This window comes from Kurthia senegalensis, from assembly GCF_000285595.1.
GTDB lineage: Bacteria > Bacillota > Bacilli > Bacillales_A > Planococcaceae > Kurthia > Kurthia senegalensis.
Map to the genome: position 1 here is coordinate 4,933 of NZ_HE611070.1, position 13,559 is coordinate 18,491.

Annotated in this window: 23 protein-coding genes; all 23 read right to left on the reverse strand. The window is 39.8% G+C overall.

From position 1 onward, the window contains the following. Window positions 1-42: 42 nt before the first annotated feature. The 23 genes from rpsI to rplX all read right to left on the reverse strand — a co-directional run bounded on the left by rpsI (window position 43) and on the right by rplX (window position 13,556). Window positions 43-435, reverse strand: a complete 393-nt coding sequence (gene rpsI, locus KSHG_RS13385; protein WP_010307875.1) for a 30S ribosomal protein S9 — start codon at window positions 433-435, stop codon at window positions 43-45. A gap of 22 nt (window positions 436-457) precedes the next feature. Further along, window positions 458-895, reverse strand: coding sequence for a 50S ribosomal protein L13 (rplM, locus tag KSHG_RS13390; RefSeq protein ID WP_010307881.1), 438 nt, complete (start codon window positions 893-895; stop codon window positions 458-460). A gap of 182 nt (window positions 896-1,077) precedes the next feature. After that, a complete protein-coding gene (gene truA / locus KSHG_RS13395; RefSeq protein ID WP_010307885.1) occupies window positions 1,078-1,830 on the reverse strand; it encodes a tRNA pseudouridine(38-40) synthase TruA in 753 nt (250 codons plus the stop codon). Between the two features lie 10 nt (window positions 1,831-1,840). Next, on the reverse strand, window positions 1,841-2,635 hold the full coding sequence (locus KSHG_RS13400; RefSeq protein WP_010307887.1) for an energy-coupling factor transporter transmembrane component T family protein: 795 nt from the start codon (window positions 2,633-2,635) through the stop codon (window positions 1,841-1,843). Then, window positions 2,632-3,501 carry an energy-coupling factor ABC transporter ATP-binding protein gene (locus KSHG_RS13405; protein WP_010307891.1) on the reverse strand — a complete coding sequence of 290 codons (870 nt, stop codon included), beginning with the start codon at window positions 3,499-3,501 and terminating at the stop codon, window positions 2,632-2,634. The genes KSHG_RS13400 and KSHG_RS13405 overlap by 4 nt, the downstream gene beginning before the upstream one ends. Further along, complete coding sequence (locus KSHG_RS13410; RefSeq protein ID WP_010307895.1) at window positions 3,477-4,322, reverse strand: energy-coupling factor ABC transporter ATP-binding protein; 846 nt, start codon at window positions 4,320-4,322, stop codon at window positions 3,477-3,479. The genes KSHG_RS13405 and KSHG_RS13410 overlap by 25 nt, the downstream gene beginning before the upstream one ends. 393 nt (window positions 4,323-4,715) lie before the next feature. Then, a complete protein-coding gene (rplQ, locus tag KSHG_RS13415) occupies window positions 4,716-5,096 on the reverse strand; it encodes a 50S ribosomal protein L17 (RefSeq protein WP_010307899.1) in 381 nt (126 codons plus the stop codon). A gap of 62 nt (window positions 5,097-5,158) precedes the next feature. Continuing rightward, window positions 5,159-6,103, reverse strand: a complete 945-nt coding sequence (locus KSHG_RS13420) for a DNA-directed RNA polymerase subunit alpha (protein ID WP_010307902.1) — start codon at window positions 6,101-6,103, stop codon at window positions 5,159-5,161. Window positions 6,104-6,254: 151 nt separating this feature from the next. After that, window positions 6,255-6,644: a 30S ribosomal protein S11 gene (gene rpsK, locus KSHG_RS13425; protein WP_010307906.1), complete on the reverse strand. Its 390-nt coding sequence runs from the start codon at window positions 6,642-6,644 to the stop codon at window positions 6,255-6,257. A 26-nt stretch (window positions 6,645-6,670) separates the two neighbouring features. After that, complete coding sequence (rpsM, locus tag KSHG_RS13430) at window positions 6,671-7,036, reverse strand: 30S ribosomal protein S13 (RefSeq protein WP_010307910.1); 366 nt, start codon at window positions 7,034-7,036, stop codon at window positions 6,671-6,673. Window positions 7,037-7,059: 23 nt separating this feature from the next. Continuing rightward, a complete protein-coding gene (gene rpmJ, locus KSHG_RS13435) occupies window positions 7,060-7,173 on the reverse strand; it encodes a 50S ribosomal protein L36 (RefSeq protein ID WP_000868344.1) in 114 nt (37 codons plus the stop codon). 37 nt (window positions 7,174-7,210) lie between these two features. Continuing rightward, a complete protein-coding gene (infA, locus tag KSHG_RS13440) occupies window positions 7,211-7,429 on the reverse strand; it encodes a translation initiation factor IF-1 (RefSeq protein WP_010290388.1) in 219 nt (72 codons plus the stop codon). A 445-nt stretch (window positions 7,430-7,874) separates the two neighbouring features. After that, the gene (locus tag KSHG_RS13445) at window positions 7,875-8,528 is read right to left on the reverse strand and encodes an adenylate kinase (protein WP_010307915.1); all 654 of its coding nucleotides are present in this window, start codon (window positions 8,526-8,528) and stop codon (window positions 7,875-7,877) included. A 72-nt stretch (window positions 8,529-8,600) separates the two neighbouring features. Beyond that, the gene (secY, locus tag KSHG_RS13450; RefSeq protein WP_010307919.1) at window positions 8,601-9,887 is read right to left on the reverse strand and encodes a preprotein translocase subunit SecY; all 1,287 of its coding nucleotides are present in this window, start codon (window positions 9,885-9,887) and stop codon (window positions 8,601-8,603) included. Next, on the reverse strand, window positions 9,887-10,327 hold the full coding sequence (gene rplO / locus KSHG_RS13455; RefSeq protein ID WP_010307923.1) for a 50S ribosomal protein L15: 441 nt from the start codon (window positions 10,325-10,327) through the stop codon (window positions 9,887-9,889). The genes secY and rplO overlap by 1 nt, the downstream gene beginning before the upstream one ends. Window positions 10,328-10,359: 32 nt before the next feature. Next, the gene (gene rpmD, locus KSHG_RS13460; RefSeq protein ID WP_010307927.1) at window positions 10,360-10,542 is read right to left on the reverse strand and encodes a 50S ribosomal protein L30; all 183 of its coding nucleotides are present in this window, start codon (window positions 10,540-10,542) and stop codon (window positions 10,360-10,362) included. A gap of 16 nt (window positions 10,543-10,558) precedes the next feature. After that, complete coding sequence (gene rpsE, locus KSHG_RS13465; protein WP_010307928.1) at window positions 10,559-11,062, reverse strand: 30S ribosomal protein S5; 504 nt, start codon at window positions 11,060-11,062, stop codon at window positions 10,559-10,561. Window positions 11,063-11,083: 21 nt separating this feature from the next. Next, on the reverse strand, window positions 11,084-11,443 hold the full coding sequence (rplR, locus tag KSHG_RS13470; RefSeq protein ID WP_010307931.1) for a 50S ribosomal protein L18: 360 nt from the start codon (window positions 11,441-11,443) through the stop codon (window positions 11,084-11,086). A gap of 33 nt (window positions 11,444-11,476) precedes the next feature. After that, complete coding sequence (gene rplF, locus KSHG_RS13475; RefSeq protein ID WP_010307933.1) at window positions 11,477-12,016, reverse strand: 50S ribosomal protein L6; 540 nt, start codon at window positions 12,014-12,016, stop codon at window positions 11,477-11,479. A gap of 32 nt (window positions 12,017-12,048) precedes the next feature. After that, window positions 12,049-12,447, reverse strand: coding sequence for a 30S ribosomal protein S8 (gene rpsH, locus KSHG_RS13480; protein WP_010307936.1), 399 nt, complete (start codon window positions 12,445-12,447; stop codon window positions 12,049-12,051). A gap of 30 nt (window positions 12,448-12,477) precedes the next feature. Beyond that, the gene (locus KSHG_RS13485) at window positions 12,478-12,663 is read right to left on the reverse strand and encodes a type Z 30S ribosomal protein S14 (protein WP_010290400.1); all 186 of its coding nucleotides are present in this window, start codon (window positions 12,661-12,663) and stop codon (window positions 12,478-12,480) included. A gap of 17 nt (window positions 12,664-12,680) precedes the next feature. Next, window positions 12,681-13,220: a 50S ribosomal protein L5 gene (rplE, locus tag KSHG_RS13490; protein WP_010307939.1), complete on the reverse strand. Its 540-nt coding sequence runs from the start codon at window positions 13,218-13,220 to the stop codon at window positions 12,681-12,683. A 27-nt stretch (window positions 13,221-13,247) separates the two neighbouring features. Further along, window positions 13,248-13,556, reverse strand: a complete 309-nt coding sequence (rplX, locus tag KSHG_RS13495; protein WP_010307941.1) for a 50S ribosomal protein L24 — start codon at window positions 13,554-13,556, stop codon at window positions 13,248-13,250. Window positions 13,557-13,559: the final 3 nt, after the last annotated feature.

Sequence of the window (13,559 nt, forward strand, 5' to 3'; positions counted from 1 at the left end):
TTTTCCGAAGAAAATGGCTTTTTTGTAATCTGTAAAGAAAGATTAACGTTTTGAGAATTGAGGTGCACGACGAGCGCCGCGTAGACCTGGTTTTTTACGTTCTTTCATACGAGGGTCACGAGTAAGTAAACCTGCAGATTTAAGTGCTGGACGGAAATCAGGGTCAACTGTTAGTAACGCACGAGCGATACCGTGGCGGATTGCGCCAGCTTGACCTGTGAAACCACCACCGTTAACATTTACAAAAACGTCATAGCTGCCAAGAGTTTCAGTAGCTACTAATGGTTGTTTAATAATTTCGCGTAAAGTTTCGAATGGTACGTAGTTTTCAACTGCGCGATTGTTGATTACGATTTTGCCTTCGCCTGGTACTAAACGTACGCGGGCAGTAGAGCTTTTACGACGGCCTGTGCCGATATATTGAACTTGTGCCAAGATATTGTCCTCCTCTAATTAATTATCCGCGAAGCGTATAAGTTTCTGGTTGTTGTGCTGCGTGTGGGTGTTCAGCGCCAGCATAAACGTGTAATTTTGTGAAAGTTTGACGACCTAAAGAGTTTTTAGGAAGCATGCCTTTAACTGCTAATTCAAGCATTTGTACAGGGTATTTTTCTTTCATTTCGCCAGCAGTGCGTTGTTTTAAACCGCCTGAGTATTGAGTGTGACGATAATAAATTTTACCTTGTAATTTGTTACCTGTTAATTCGATTTTTTCTGCATTGATGATGATCACGTGATCACCAGTGTCAACGTTCGGTGTGAATGTTGGTTTATTTTTACCACGTAAAATAGCTGCTACTTCTGAAGCTAAACGACCAAGAGTTTGGCCTTCAGCGTCAACAACGAACCATTTACGTTCTACTTCGTGGCCTTTAGCCATGAATGTTGTACGCATCATTGTTAGTATCCTCCTACAATTTCAATTAATTCTATAAAATCTGTTCCAATTGTTTTCTTTATCCGCATAAGAAAAGATTCGGGGCTCATCTTGTGGGGTAATGAAAATACCATACATCATCTTATAACATCGAGCAACTTAAGTCAAGCGTTTTTGAAAAAACACGAGGACGTGTTGTATTAATGCGGATAATGTACTTTTTCTAAATACAACCCTTGAGGTGCTGCTGTTTTTCCTGCACGTCCTCGATCCATTGATTCCACGATTTGTTGTAGTTCTTCTGGCTCGCGTTTCAAAGTTCCTACTTCCCACAATGTGCCCGCAATAATGCGAACCATGTTATATAAGAACCCATTTCCCGAAATCACCATGTGCAATTCATCACCATGTGTCTCGAAGCGCAACGACTCAACCGTACGGACTTTATCTTTCACACTCGTGTTCGCTGCGCAAAAACAAGAGAAATCATGTGTCCCTATAATGTACTTCGCTGCCGCTTCCATACGTGCTACATCTGGTTTATGCCCATTCGTTGGCGTCGTATAAAAACGACGGAACGGATCTAATATATCCGAGCATGACCAAATGTAACGATATTGTTTGCCGTGTACACTGTAACGCGCATGAAAATCCGCTTCGACTTCTTCCATTTCTAAAAAGCGAATGTCATGTGGTAATTGTACGTTTAGGGCAATAATATATTTATCCATCGGAATGTTTAATGTCGTATCAAAATGAATCACTTGTCCGAGCGCATGTACACGTGCATCTGTACGACCACTCGCTACGATATGCACCGTCTCTTTACTTTTGTGCATGCGCGTTAATACTTTTTCAATTTCTTCCTGTACGGTACGTTGCTTCGGTTGTACTTGATACCCCGCAAAATTCGTTCCGTCATAAGAAATAACTGCTTTCAAACGTTTTTTCATGCTGTACCTCCTAATTACGTAACAATACGAGGATTGCAATCATCACGAGTAAAGCGAGTAATGCAAGCGTATCTCGCATCGTCCATTTCAATAAACGATAACGCGTGCGCCCCTCACCTCCGCGATAACCTCGTACTTCCATAGCTGTCGCTAAATCTTCCGCGCGTTTAAACGCACTTACGAATAAAGGAATAAGCAATGGAACGACGGCTTTCACACGATCTTTCACTGGACCCGTCGTTAAATCTGAACCACGTGCCATTTGTGCCTTCATTATTTTATCTGTTTCGTCCATCAACGTTGGAATGAAGCGTAGCGCAATCGACATCATCAATGCCAACTCATGCACAGGTAACTTCACTTTCTTAAACGGTGATAGTAAAATTTCTAATCCATCTGTAATCGCAATCGGAGATGTCGTCAGCGTTAAAATAGACGTAATGAATACGAGTACTAAAAATCGAACTGAAATAAAAATCCCTTGTCGAATCCCCTCTTCGTATATGTTCACCCAACCAAAATCAACGACTAACGCGCCACCTTTCGTGAAGAAAACGTGCAAGAGTAACGTAAACACCATCAAAATCAATACAGGTTTTAAGCCATTAATTAAATAACGTAATTTAATTTTCGACATGAGCATAATAAGCAACGTGATCACGAGTAATGCTGCATAAGACCACGTACTGTTTGCGATAAATACGGCAATAATAAAAATAAAGACGAATAATAGTTTTGCACGTGGATCCATTTTATGAACGAATGAATCCCCTGGTAGAAACCGTCCAAATATCATTTTAGTCATTGCGCTTCACGCTCCTTCACAACACGTGATAATACCCTAACGAGCTGTTCTTCCGTCAAGCATAATTCTCCTAATGAAAGACCGATACGCGCTTCTAATTGCTTTTGAAACTGAATGATGCGCGGTACTTCTAAACGATATGCCGCAAGCTGTTCAGAATCGCTAAATATGTCGCGCGGTGTTCCATTCAGCACGCAACGACCTTCATGCATAATTGCAATTTGGTCTGCATATCGTGCAGCATCTTCCATACTATGTGTCACGAGAATCATCGTTAAATTTTGTTCTTTATGCAAACGATAAAATAACTCCATAATTTCTTGACGACCTCTTGGATCTAACCCTGCTGTCGGTTCATCTAAAACGATGACTTCTGGCTGCATCGCAAGAACACCTGCGATGGCGACACGACGCATTTGTCCACCTGATAAATCGAATGGTGATTTTTCTAGCACCGTTTCTGGTAAACCAACGAGCGTTAGCATATTCCGTGCACGCTGCTCTGCTTCCGCCTCTTCCACTCCAAAATTCATCGGTCCGAACATAACGTCTTTCAAAACCGTCTCTTCAAACAATTGATGCTCTGGAAACTGAAATACGATTCCTACTTTTTGACGGACAGGTCGTAAATCTTTCGGTTTTTTCTTACGTTCGATTATCGCATCCCCAATTTGAACTTGTCCTTCTGTCGGTTTCAGCAAAGCATTTAAATGTTGTAAAATCGTCGACTTTCCAGAACCGGTATGCCCGATAATTGCTTGGTAACTACCACTGCGAATGTGTAAATCGACATCATAAAGTGCACGTTTTTCGAAAGGTGTACCCATCCCGTAACGATAGCTTACTTTTTGAAGTTTGATATCCATATATCATTCACCAACTCTTCTTCTGACATCGCATTTCCTTGTAGAGAGACACCTTGAGCCATTAGTAATTTTGACATTTTGATAGGGAAAGGTAAGTCGAGACCTAACTCGATTAGTTGGTCGCCTAAATCAAAAATCTCTTTCGGCGTACCTTCCGCAAATTTTTGTCCACCGTTCATAAATAACAAACGATCCGCTAAAATAGCCTCTTCTAAATCATGCGTAATTGACAGTACGGTAAGTCCCGTATCTTCACGTAATTTTCGTACTGTCGCAAGTACTTCTTTTCGTCCTTGTGGGTCCAACATAGAAGTCGCTTCATCTAAAATTAATAAACGTGGCTTCAATGCAAGTGCGCCTGCAATCGCAACACGTTGTTTTTGACCACCTGATAAATGTTGTGGTTCATGATCTAAAAATTGCTCCATTTTCACTTGTGCAAGTGCTTCATGTACACGTGCAACCATCTCTTCATGAGGAACACCATTATTTTCGAGCGCAAAAGCGACATCATCTTGCACCGTTGCACCGACAAATTGATTGTCCGGATTTTGAAAGACCATCCCCATTTGAGAACGAATGTCCCATAAATTTTCTTCATTCATCAGTTTTTGCATTACTTCTACTGTTCCTTGCTCCGTAAACAATAAGCCATTAATAATTTTGGCTAACGTTGATTTTCCAGAACCATTGTGACCTACGATCGCAATCCATTCTCCCTCATTCACAGTGAAAGAGACATCTTCTACCGCATTCTTCACTTCTTCTTGTTCTGGAGCATATGTAAATGTAATATTGTTTAATTTCAGTATTTCATTCATCATGTAAAGCTCCTCTCTCGCTCAGCTATTCTCTACTATTCATTCTAACGGACGTTATCGTTCCGATAAAGTTTATTGTATACAAAAAAGACAACTTTGCCTATTCAGCAAAGTCGTCTTTTTATCAGTTTATTGCAAATTATCGCCATAAACAAAAAAAGCGCGCACCCCATTCAGAGAAATGCGCTAAAATCGAAAATCTCCTTTTAAGTTGCTCAGACTTAAAAGCGAATGGGGTGCGTAGAGCTAAACGAGTCGACCGTAATCGCTCATCATAACACTCAGCTTTTTGTTGTTGTCGTATAAATCATATTTTAAAAAAAGAGGGTGCAAAGTTCATCATTATGATGCGAACAGTACACCCTCCACTGCATTTAGCATAGCAGGATTAAATTAAACTAATTCAATCACAACTACAGGAGCACCGTCACCACGACGAGGTCCAACTTTCATAATGCGAGTATAACCGCCTTGACGGTCAGCGTAGCGTGGAGCTACATCATCAAATAACTTTTGAAGTGCGAATACAGTTGCTTCGTTGCCTTCAGCGTCAGTTGTTGTAGCTAATTCACGACGGATAAAAGCTGCAGCTTGACGACGAGCGTGTAAGTCACCGCGTTTACCTAAAGTAATCATTTTTTCAACTACTGAACGTAATTCTTTGGCACGAGTCTCTGTAGTTTGAATGCGTTCGTTTACGATTAAGTCTGTAGCTAAATCGCGAAGCATTGCTTTACGTTGAGAACTTGTACGTCCAAGTTTTCTGTAACCCATGGATATTTCCCTCCTTTGTTCAATTACTGATCGTAATAAAATATATGTTTAAAAGTGTATGCTTAGTCTTCTTCTCGTAATCCTAAACCAAGCTCTTCTAACTTAGCTTTCACTTCTTCTAATGATTTACGACCTAAGTTACGTACTTTCATCATATCGTCTTCAGACTTGTGTGCAAGTTCAAGAACAGTATTGATGCCAGCGCGTTTTAGGCAGTTGTAAGAACGAACAGAAAGATCTAATTCTTCGATAGTCATCTCAAGAACTTTTTCTTTTTGGTCTTCTTCTTTTTCAACCATGATTTCAGCAGTTTGTGCTTCATCAGTTAAACCAACGAAGATGTTCAAGTGCTCGGTTAAAATTTTAGCTCCGAGCGAAATCGCCTCTTTAGGACCGATGCTGCCATCTGTCCATACATCAAGTGAAAGTTTGTCGAAGTCAGTCGATTGACCAACACGAGTGTTTTCCACTGTGAAGTTGACGCGTGAAACTGGAGTGTAAATAGAGTCGATCGGGATAACGCCGATAGGAAGATCCTCGCGTTTGTTTTGATCAGCTGGAGTGTATCCACGTCCACGTTGTGCATACATACGCATGCGAAGATGACCATTATTAGCAACAGTTGCAATATATAGATCTGGGTTTAAAATTTCTACATCGCTGTCGTGAGTAATATCAGCGGCAGTGATTGTACCTGAGCCTTTAAAGTCAATTTCAATGACTTTTTCTTCATCAGAGTAAATTTTTAAAGCTAGCTTTTTAAGATTCAAGATAATTGAAGCAACATCTTCTACGACACCCTCAATAGTAGAGAATTCGTGTAATACGCCGTCAATTTGAATTGATGTAATAGCAGCTCCTGGTAAAGAAGACAGAAGGATACGACGTAGAGAATTACCCAAAGTAGTTCCATAACCACGTTCAAGTGGCTCTACAACAAACTTGCCGTATTTTAAATCATCACTGATCTCAACGGTTTCAATCTTTGGTTTTTCAATTTCGATCATTCAATTTACCCTCCTTATAAAACATCGAATGTATGGTTTCAATCCATCATTTGTTTGTTAAAATCGAATGTCAATCAAATAAGATTGTCCTAATACAAAGTTAGTGCATATGATAGTTTAACTTAATTCATGATTAAGTTGCAACTATTTATTATACACGACGACGTTTTGGTGGGCGGCAACCGTTATGAGGAACTGGAGTTACGTCTTTGATAGCTGTAACTTCTAGACCAGCAGATTGAAGTGCACGAATTGCAGCTTCACGACCAGCACCAGGACCTTTAACAGTTACTTCGATAGTTTTTAAACCATGTTCCATTGCAGTTTTGGCAGCAGTTTCTGAAGCCATTTGAGAAGCGAATGGAGTAGATTTACGTGAACCACGGAAACCTAGTGCACCAGCTGATGACCAAGAAATTGCGTTACCTTGTACGTCTGTAATAGTAACAATTGTGTTATTAAATGTAGAACGGATGTGAGCAATACCGGCTTCGATATTTTTTTTCACACGACGTTTACGAGCTTGTTGTTTACGTGCCATTGTTAAGCGCGACCTCCTTTACTTAATTATTTTTTCTTGTTCGCTACAGTTTTACGAGGACCTTTACGCGTACGTGCGTTGTTCTTCGTATGTTGACCACGAACAGGTAAACCGCGACGGTGGCGGATACCACGTAATGAACCGATTTCCATTAGACGTTTAATGTTAAGTGAAATTTCACGACGTAAGTCACCTTCCACTTTGTAAGTGTCTAATTGTTCACGGATTTTGTTTAATTGATCTTCAGTAAGATCTTTTACACGAATATCTTCAGCAATACCTGCGTTAGCTAAAACAGCTTTAGCAGTAGTGCTACCAATACCGTAGATGTAAGTTAATGAAATTACAACGCGTTTTTCGCGAGGAATATCAACACCAGCAATACGTGCCATGTACGATGTGCACCTCCTTTATATTATCCTTGTTTTTGTTTGTGTTTAGGATTTTCACAGATTACCATTACTTTACCGCGTCTACGAATAACTTTACATTTTTCGCAGATTGGTTTCACAGATGGTCTTACTTTCATCTTACCTAACCTCCTTAGTGGTCCGGAGCGCAAAAGATTATTTAAAACGGTATGTGATACGACCGCGAGTTAAGTCGTATGGAGATAGTTCAATTGTAACTTTGTCTCCTGGAAGAATACGAATAAAGTGCATACGGATTTTGCCACTTACGTGAGCTAGAACTGTATGACCATTTTCTAATTCTACCTTAAACATCGCGTTTGGCAAAGTTTCAAGAACCGTACCTTCGATTTCAATTACATCGTCTTTCGCCATCAAGCCTGTCTCCCTTCTATATGCAATTCAGGTTCTCACCGTAAAATTCAAACGTATTCAGTCAAGTGTTCTTTAAAAATACTCGTCTAACATTGCTTGGATTATATGAGAGATGTTCGAAAGACGTCTTGGGTTCGTTCTCACATCCCTGGAAAAATTCCAGAATCAGTATCCTTAATGTCAACGCGATCACTTGGAATGTATGTCCTTGGATGAGATCTGTGCATACCTGTAATCTACAGATACTTTACACGAAACCCATTATACCCTTTCAGAATTAATATTGCATCAAGGACAAAGGGAATCCTTCGAACGAAGCAATAATTCATCAGTGCATAGACCGGGCACAATATGCTTTTGCAGCTCTCGAAAATAACTTTCCGTTGTGCTACCGCAGCACGTTTTCCTCGCCGAGGCAGAGATTTCTGCGCCCGTGACTCGGGTATTAGTTGCGGCTGCTCTTAAGAAGAGCATCAACATCAGCAAAGACATCATTGATATCTTTCTGACCGTTAATATCTGTTAAAACTTTTTTGTTAGTGTAAAAATCAAGCAATGGTTGAGATTGTTTGATATTTACTTCTAGACGGTTAGAAACCGTTTCTAGATTATCGTCAGCTCGTTGATAAAGTTCTCCTCCATCTTTATCACATACGCCTTCAACTTTTGGTGGGTTGAATACTAAGTGATAAGAAGAGCCACATACTTTACAGATACGACGACCTGTTAGACGTTTAACCAATTCATCTTGTTCTACTTCGATGTTGATCACATGTTCAACTTTACGTCCAAGATCTGCTAAGATTTGATCTAAAGCTTCAGCTTGTTCAATTGTACGTGGGAAACCATCTAATAGGAATCCTTGGTTACAGTCAGGTTCAGCTAAGCGTTCACGAACGATACCGATCGTTACTTCATCGGGTACTAAAGCACCTTGATCGATGAAAGATTTTGCTTGTAAGCCTAGTTCCGTACCATTTTTCATAGCTGCACGGAACATATCGCCTGTAGAAATATGAGGGATGTCGTACTTTTCAATAATTTTATCTGCCTGAGTACCTTTACCAGCACCAGGTAGACCCATTAAAACGATATTCATACGGTAAACCCTCCAATATATAATTTATGGTTGTATCAGAAACGTCCAAGAACGTCTCTAAGCCAACCAAAGTTATTTCATAAAACCTTTATAGTGTCGTTTAGTTAATTGTGATTCAAGTTGAGTCATCGTTTGAAGAGCTACGCCGACTACGATGATTAAGCTTGTACCACCAATTTGTGCAGATTGTGGAAGACCACCAATGTTAACGAATAAAATCGGTAACACTGCAACAATTGATAAATAAATAGACCCTACAAAAGTTAAGCGATATAACACACTTGTAAGATACGATTCAGTACTTTTACCTGGGCGAATACCCGGGATATAAGCACCTTGTTTCTTCAAGTTATCCGCTACTTTCTCAGGATTTACTTGTACGAATGCATAGAAGTATGCAAATGCAATAATCAATGCAACGTAAATGATCATCCCAACAGGTTTTGAATAATCAAACGTGTTTTGAATGAAAGTAGCGACTTTTCCATCACCGAAGAAAGTTGCGATTGTTCTAGGTGTTACGATAAACGCAACAGCGAAGATTACTGGGATAACCCCAGCCGCATTAACTTTCAACGGAAGATGAGATTTTTGCGCTCCGCGAATATTGCCTGAGCCTTTTGAGTATTGAATTGGAATTTTACGACTTGCGCGTTCGAAGTAGATAACTCCAACAACAATAGCTAAAACGACTAGAGCAATAAGGGCGAATTTGACGATGTTGATGAATAATTGATCACCGGCATTTTCAAATTCTTGCGCATAAATTTGATTAACTGTATTTGGTAATGCTGCAACGATCCCCGCGAAGATGATAATGGAAATACCATTTCCCACACCTTTTTCAGTAATCTGTTCGCCTAACCACAATAAAAATGCTGTTCCAGCAGTTAACACAATTGCAATTGTAAAATAAGTTAATAAACCTTCTTCATTAATCAAACTACCGCCATACATACGGTTGAAGCCATATGACATAGCGATAGACTGAATAAATGCTAGGACAATTGCAAAATAACGTGTAAATCGAGCGCTTTTTTTGCGTCCAACTTCACCTTGTTTTGACCACTCAGTGAACTTTTTCACAACATCCATTTGTAACAGTTGAACGATGATTGATGCCGTAATGTAAGGCATAATTCCCATCGCGAAAATGGAGAAGTTTTGTAACGCTCCTCCACCAAACATATTAAGGAAACCTACTAAACTTTGTTCATCGGTTTGCTTTAATACGTTTGCATCCACATTTGGTACCGGGATAAATGTTCCAATACGGAAAATCACCAACATCAAAAGTGTGAAAATGATCTTATTTCGGATATCTCTAACACGGAATAGGTTAGCGATAGTCTGAAACATTAGATCACCTCAATGTTTCCGCCTGCAGCTTCGATAGCTGCTTTAGCTGAAGCAGAGAATTTATGAGCTTTAACTGTTAATTTTTTCTCAACAGAACCGTTACCAAGTACTTTAATACCTGATTTTTCGTTGCTCACAACGCCAGCTTCGATAAGTAAAGCTGGAGTTACTTCTGTGCCTTCTTCAAAACGATTTAAAGCGTCAAGGTTCACAATAGCGAACTCTTTACGGTTAATGTTTGTGAAACCGCGTTTTGGTAAACGACGGAATAATGGGTTTTGACCACCTTCGAAGCCAGGACGTACGCCACCGCCAGAACGAGAGTTTTGACCTTTGTGACCGCGACCAGACGTTTTACCGTTACCTGTAGCGATACCACGACCTACGCGGTTACGTACTTTACGTGAACCAGCTGCTGGTTGTAATTCATGAAGTTTCATTTAGAGGCACCTCCTTATTGTAAGATATGGAATTATTTTTCAGTAACAGTAACTAAGTGTGATACTTTCGTAACAGCACCGCGCATAGCAGCGTTATCTGCTTTTGTTACAGTTTGTTGCATTTTACGTAAACCTAGAGCTTCAAGAGTTTTCTTTTGACCTGGTTTAGCGCCGATTGGGCTTTTAGTAAGGGTAATTTCTAATACGTTTGTCATTGTGTATGTCCCTCCCTTAACCTAAAAGTTCTTCTACTGATTTACCGCGAAGTTTTGCAACTTCTTCAGCTTGTTTTAATTCAGATAAACCTTGGACTGTAGCACGAACCATATTGATTGGTGTGTTAGATCCTAGAGATTTAGATAAGATATCAGAAATACCAGCAAGTTCTAGTACGGCACGTACCGGACCACCTGCGATAACCCCTGTACCAGGAGAAGCAGGTTTAATCATGATGTTACCTGCACCGAATTTACCCACTACTAAGTGTGGAGTAGTACCACCAACACGTGGAACTTCGATTAAGTTTTTCTTCGCATCTTCTACAGCTTTGCGAATAGCATCAGGTACTTCTTGTGCTTTACCTGTACCAAAACCTACATGGCCATTGCGATCTCCGACAACAACTAATGCAGTAAAGCGGAAACGACGTCCACCTTTAACAACTTTAGCAACACGGTTAATAGTAACTACGCGTTCTTCAAGTTCAAGACTGTTTGCGTCAATAATGTGACCCATTGAATGTGAACCTCCTTCTTATTAAAATTCTAAACCATTTTCACGTGCAGCTTCAGCTAAAGCTTGTACGCGTCCGTGATATAAGTAACCGCCACGGTCGAAAACAACCGCTTTGATGTTTTTGTCTGCAGCTTTTTTAGCGATAGTTTCGCCAACTTTTTTAGCAGCTTCGATGTTACTTGCAGTACCTTCAAATCCTGTTTCCATTGTTGAAGCAGATACAAGTGTAACACCTTGAATATCATCAATCACTTGAGCGTAGATGTGTTTGTTTGAACGGTACACATTTAAACGAGGACGTTGTGTAGTACCTGAAACTTTAGCACGTACGCGCGCATGACGTTTTTTACGAACTTGATTTTTATCTTGTTTCGTAATCATTAAAGGTCACTCCTTCCTAATGCTTAGGCAGCATTATTTACCTGTTTTACCTTCTTTACGACGAACGTATTCGCCTTCATAACGAATCCCTTTACCTTTATAAGGTTCTGGAGGACGTACGTCACGAATGTTAGATGCTAATGCACCAACTTGTTCTTTAGAAACACCTTTTACGATAACTTTAGTGTTAGCAGGTACTTCAATTTCGATACCTTCACCAGGAGTAAATTCTACTGGATGAGAGTAACCAACGTTAAGAACTAATTTTTTACCTTGCAATTGTGCACGGTAACCTACACCGACAAGCTCAAGAGCTTTTTCAAAACCTGTAGATACACCAGTAACCATATTTGCTAATAGGGCACGAGTCGTACCGTGGTTTGTACGGTGTTCTTTAGAATCAGAAGGACGTTCTACAGAGATCACGTTACCTTCTTGTACGATTTTCATATCTTTGTGGAAAGCACGAACTAGTTCGCCTTTCGGACCTTTAACAGTTGCTACGTTTTCAGCATCTACTGAAACTGTAACGCCTGCAGGCACTTCGATAATTTTTTTACCAATACGAGACATTTATTGTTGCACCTCCATTCTTTTGTTGCTTATTACCAAACGTATGCTAAAACTTCGCCGCCAACTTTTTTAGCGCGAGCTTCTTTATCTGTAACTAAGCCTTGTGATGTTGAAACTAAAGCGATACCTAAGCCGTTAAGAACTTTAGGTACATCTTCAGATTTAGCATAAACACGTAAACCTGGTTTAGAAATACGTTTTAAGCCTGTGATAACACGTTCGTTATTTTGACCATATTTTAAGAAGATACGGATAATACCTTGTTTATCATCTTCGACATACTCAACGTCACGTACGAAACCTTCACGTTTAAGAATCTCAGCGATTTCTTTTTTGATATTAGAAGCTGGAAGCTCTAATTTCTCGTGACGTACCATGTTCGCATTACGAATGCGAGTAAGCATATCTGCAATTGGATCTGTCATTGTCATTACATTTTACCTCCTTCCCAATTTAGGGGATTACCAGCTGGCTTTTTTAACGCCAGGAATTTGTCCCTTGTAAGCAAGTTCACGGAAACAAATACGGCAAAGTTTAAATTTACGATATACAGAGTGCGGACGACCACAGCGTTCGCAACGTGTGTAATCTTGAACTTTGAATTTTTTAGTACGTTGTTGTTTAACAACCATTGATTTTTTAGCCACGTTCTAGCCCTCCTATCTTATTTTTGGAATGGCATACCGAATTGAGTTAACAACTCGCGAGCTTCTTCGTCAGAGTTCGCAGTAGTTACGATAACGATATCCATACCGCGTACTTTAGAAACTTTATCGAAATCGATTTCTGGGAAGATTAATTGTTCTTTAACACCTAGAGTGTAGTTACCGCGACCATCGAATGCTTTTTTAGAAACACCACGGAAGTCACGTACACGAGGAAGTGAAATAGAGATCAATTTATCTAGGAAATCGTACATACGGTCACCGCGAAGAGTAACTTTTGTACCGATTGGCATACCTTCACGTAAACGGAATCCAGCGATAGATTTCTTAGCTTTAGTAATAACTGGTTTTTGACCAGCAATTAATGTTAATTCTTCAACAGCAGCATCTAATACTTTAGAGTTTTGAACAGCGTCACCAACACCCATGTTGATTACGATTTTTTCTACTTTTGGTACTTGCATAGTTGAAGTATATTCAAATTTGCTCATTAATGAAGTTGATACTTCATTTAAATATTTTTCTTTTAGGCGGCTCATTTGTGTACCTCCCTTCTTTTTTAAATATTAGTCGATTACTTTACCTGACTTTTTAGATACACGAACTTTTTTGCCATCTTCTACTTTAAAACCTACGCGAGTCGGCTCGCCAGTTGTAGGATCGATTAGCATTACATTCGAAACGTGGATTGCAGCTTCTTGAGAAACAATACCACCTTGTGGATTAAGTTGGTTTGGTTTTACGTGTTTTTTAACGATGTTGACACCTTCAACGAACACGCGATCCTTTTTAGGAACCGCTGATAAGATAACGCCTGTTTTGCCTTTATCTTTACCAGAGATAACCATTACTTTATCGCCTTTTTTAACGTGCATTAT

Coding starts and splice junctions, on each gene's coding strand:
- rplM (WP_010307881.1), bottom strand. CDS start 895: ATGCGTACAACATTCATGGCTAAAGGCCACGAAGTAGAACGTAAATGG.
- truA (WP_010307885.1), bottom strand. CDS start 1,830: ATGAAAAAACGTTTGAAAGCAGTTATTTCTTATGACGGAACGAATTTT.
- KSHG_RS13400 (WP_010307887.1), bottom strand. CDS start 2,635: ATGACTAAAATGATATTTGGACGGTTTCTACCAGGGGATTCATTCGTT.
- KSHG_RS13405 (WP_010307891.1), bottom strand. CDS start 3,501: ATGGATATCAAACTTCAAAAAGTAAGCTATCGTTACGGGATGGGTACA.
- KSHG_RS13410 (WP_010307895.1), bottom strand. CDS start 4,322: ATGAATGAAATACTGAAATTAAACAATATTACATTTACATATGCTCCA.
- rplQ (WP_010307899.1), bottom strand. CDS start 5,096: ATGGGTTACAGAAAACTTGGACGTACAAGTTCTCAACGTAAAGCAATG.
- KSHG_RS13420 (WP_010307902.1), bottom strand. CDS start 6,103: ATGATCGAAATTGAAAAACCAAAGATTGAAACCGTTGAGATCAGTGAT.
- rpsK (WP_010307906.1), bottom strand. CDS start 6,644: ATGGCACGTAAACAACAAGCTCGTAAACGTCGTGTGAAAAAAAATATC.
- rpsM (WP_010307910.1), bottom strand. CDS start 7,036: ATGGCACGTATTGCTGGTGTTGATATTCCTCGCGAAAAACGCGTTGTA.
- rpmJ (WP_000868344.1), bottom strand. CDS start 7,173: ATGAAAGTAAGACCATCTGTGAAACCAATCTGCGAAAAATGTAAAGTT.
- infA (WP_010290388.1), bottom strand. CDS start 7,429: ATGGCGAAAGACGATGTAATTGAAATCGAAGGTACGGTTCTTGAAACT.
- KSHG_RS13445 (WP_010307915.1), bottom strand. CDS start 8,528: ATGAATATCGTTTTAATGGGTCTACCTGGTGCTGGTAAAGGTACTCAG.
- secY (WP_010307919.1), bottom strand. CDS start 9,887: ATGTTTCAGACTATCGCTAACCTATTCCGTGTTAGAGATATCCGAAAT.
- rplO (WP_010307923.1), bottom strand. CDS start 10,327: ATGAAACTTCATGAATTACAACCAGCAGCTGGTTCACGTAAAGTACGT.
- rpmD (WP_010307927.1), bottom strand. CDS start 10,542: ATGACAAACGTATTAGAAATTACCCTTACTAAAAGCCCAATCGGCGCT.
- rpsE (WP_010307928.1), bottom strand. CDS start 11,062: ATGGGTCACATTATTGACGCAAACAGTCTTGAACTTGAAGAACGCGTA.
- rplR (WP_010307931.1), bottom strand. CDS start 11,443: ATGATTACGAAACAAGATAAAAATCAAGTTCGTAAAAAACGTCATGCG.
- rplF (WP_010307933.1), bottom strand. CDS start 12,016: ATGTCTCGTATTGGTAAAAAAATTATCGAAGTGCCTGCAGGCGTTACA.
- rpsH (WP_010307936.1), bottom strand. CDS start 12,447: ATGACAATGACAGATCCAATTGCAGATATGCTTACTCGCATTCGTAAT.
- rplE (WP_010307939.1), bottom strand. CDS start 13,220: ATGAGCCGCCTAAAAGAAAAATATTTAAATGAAGTATCAACTTCATTA.
- rplX (WP_010307941.1), bottom strand. CDS start 13,556: ATGCACGTTAAAAAAGGCGATAAAGTAATGGTTATCTCTGGTAAAGAT.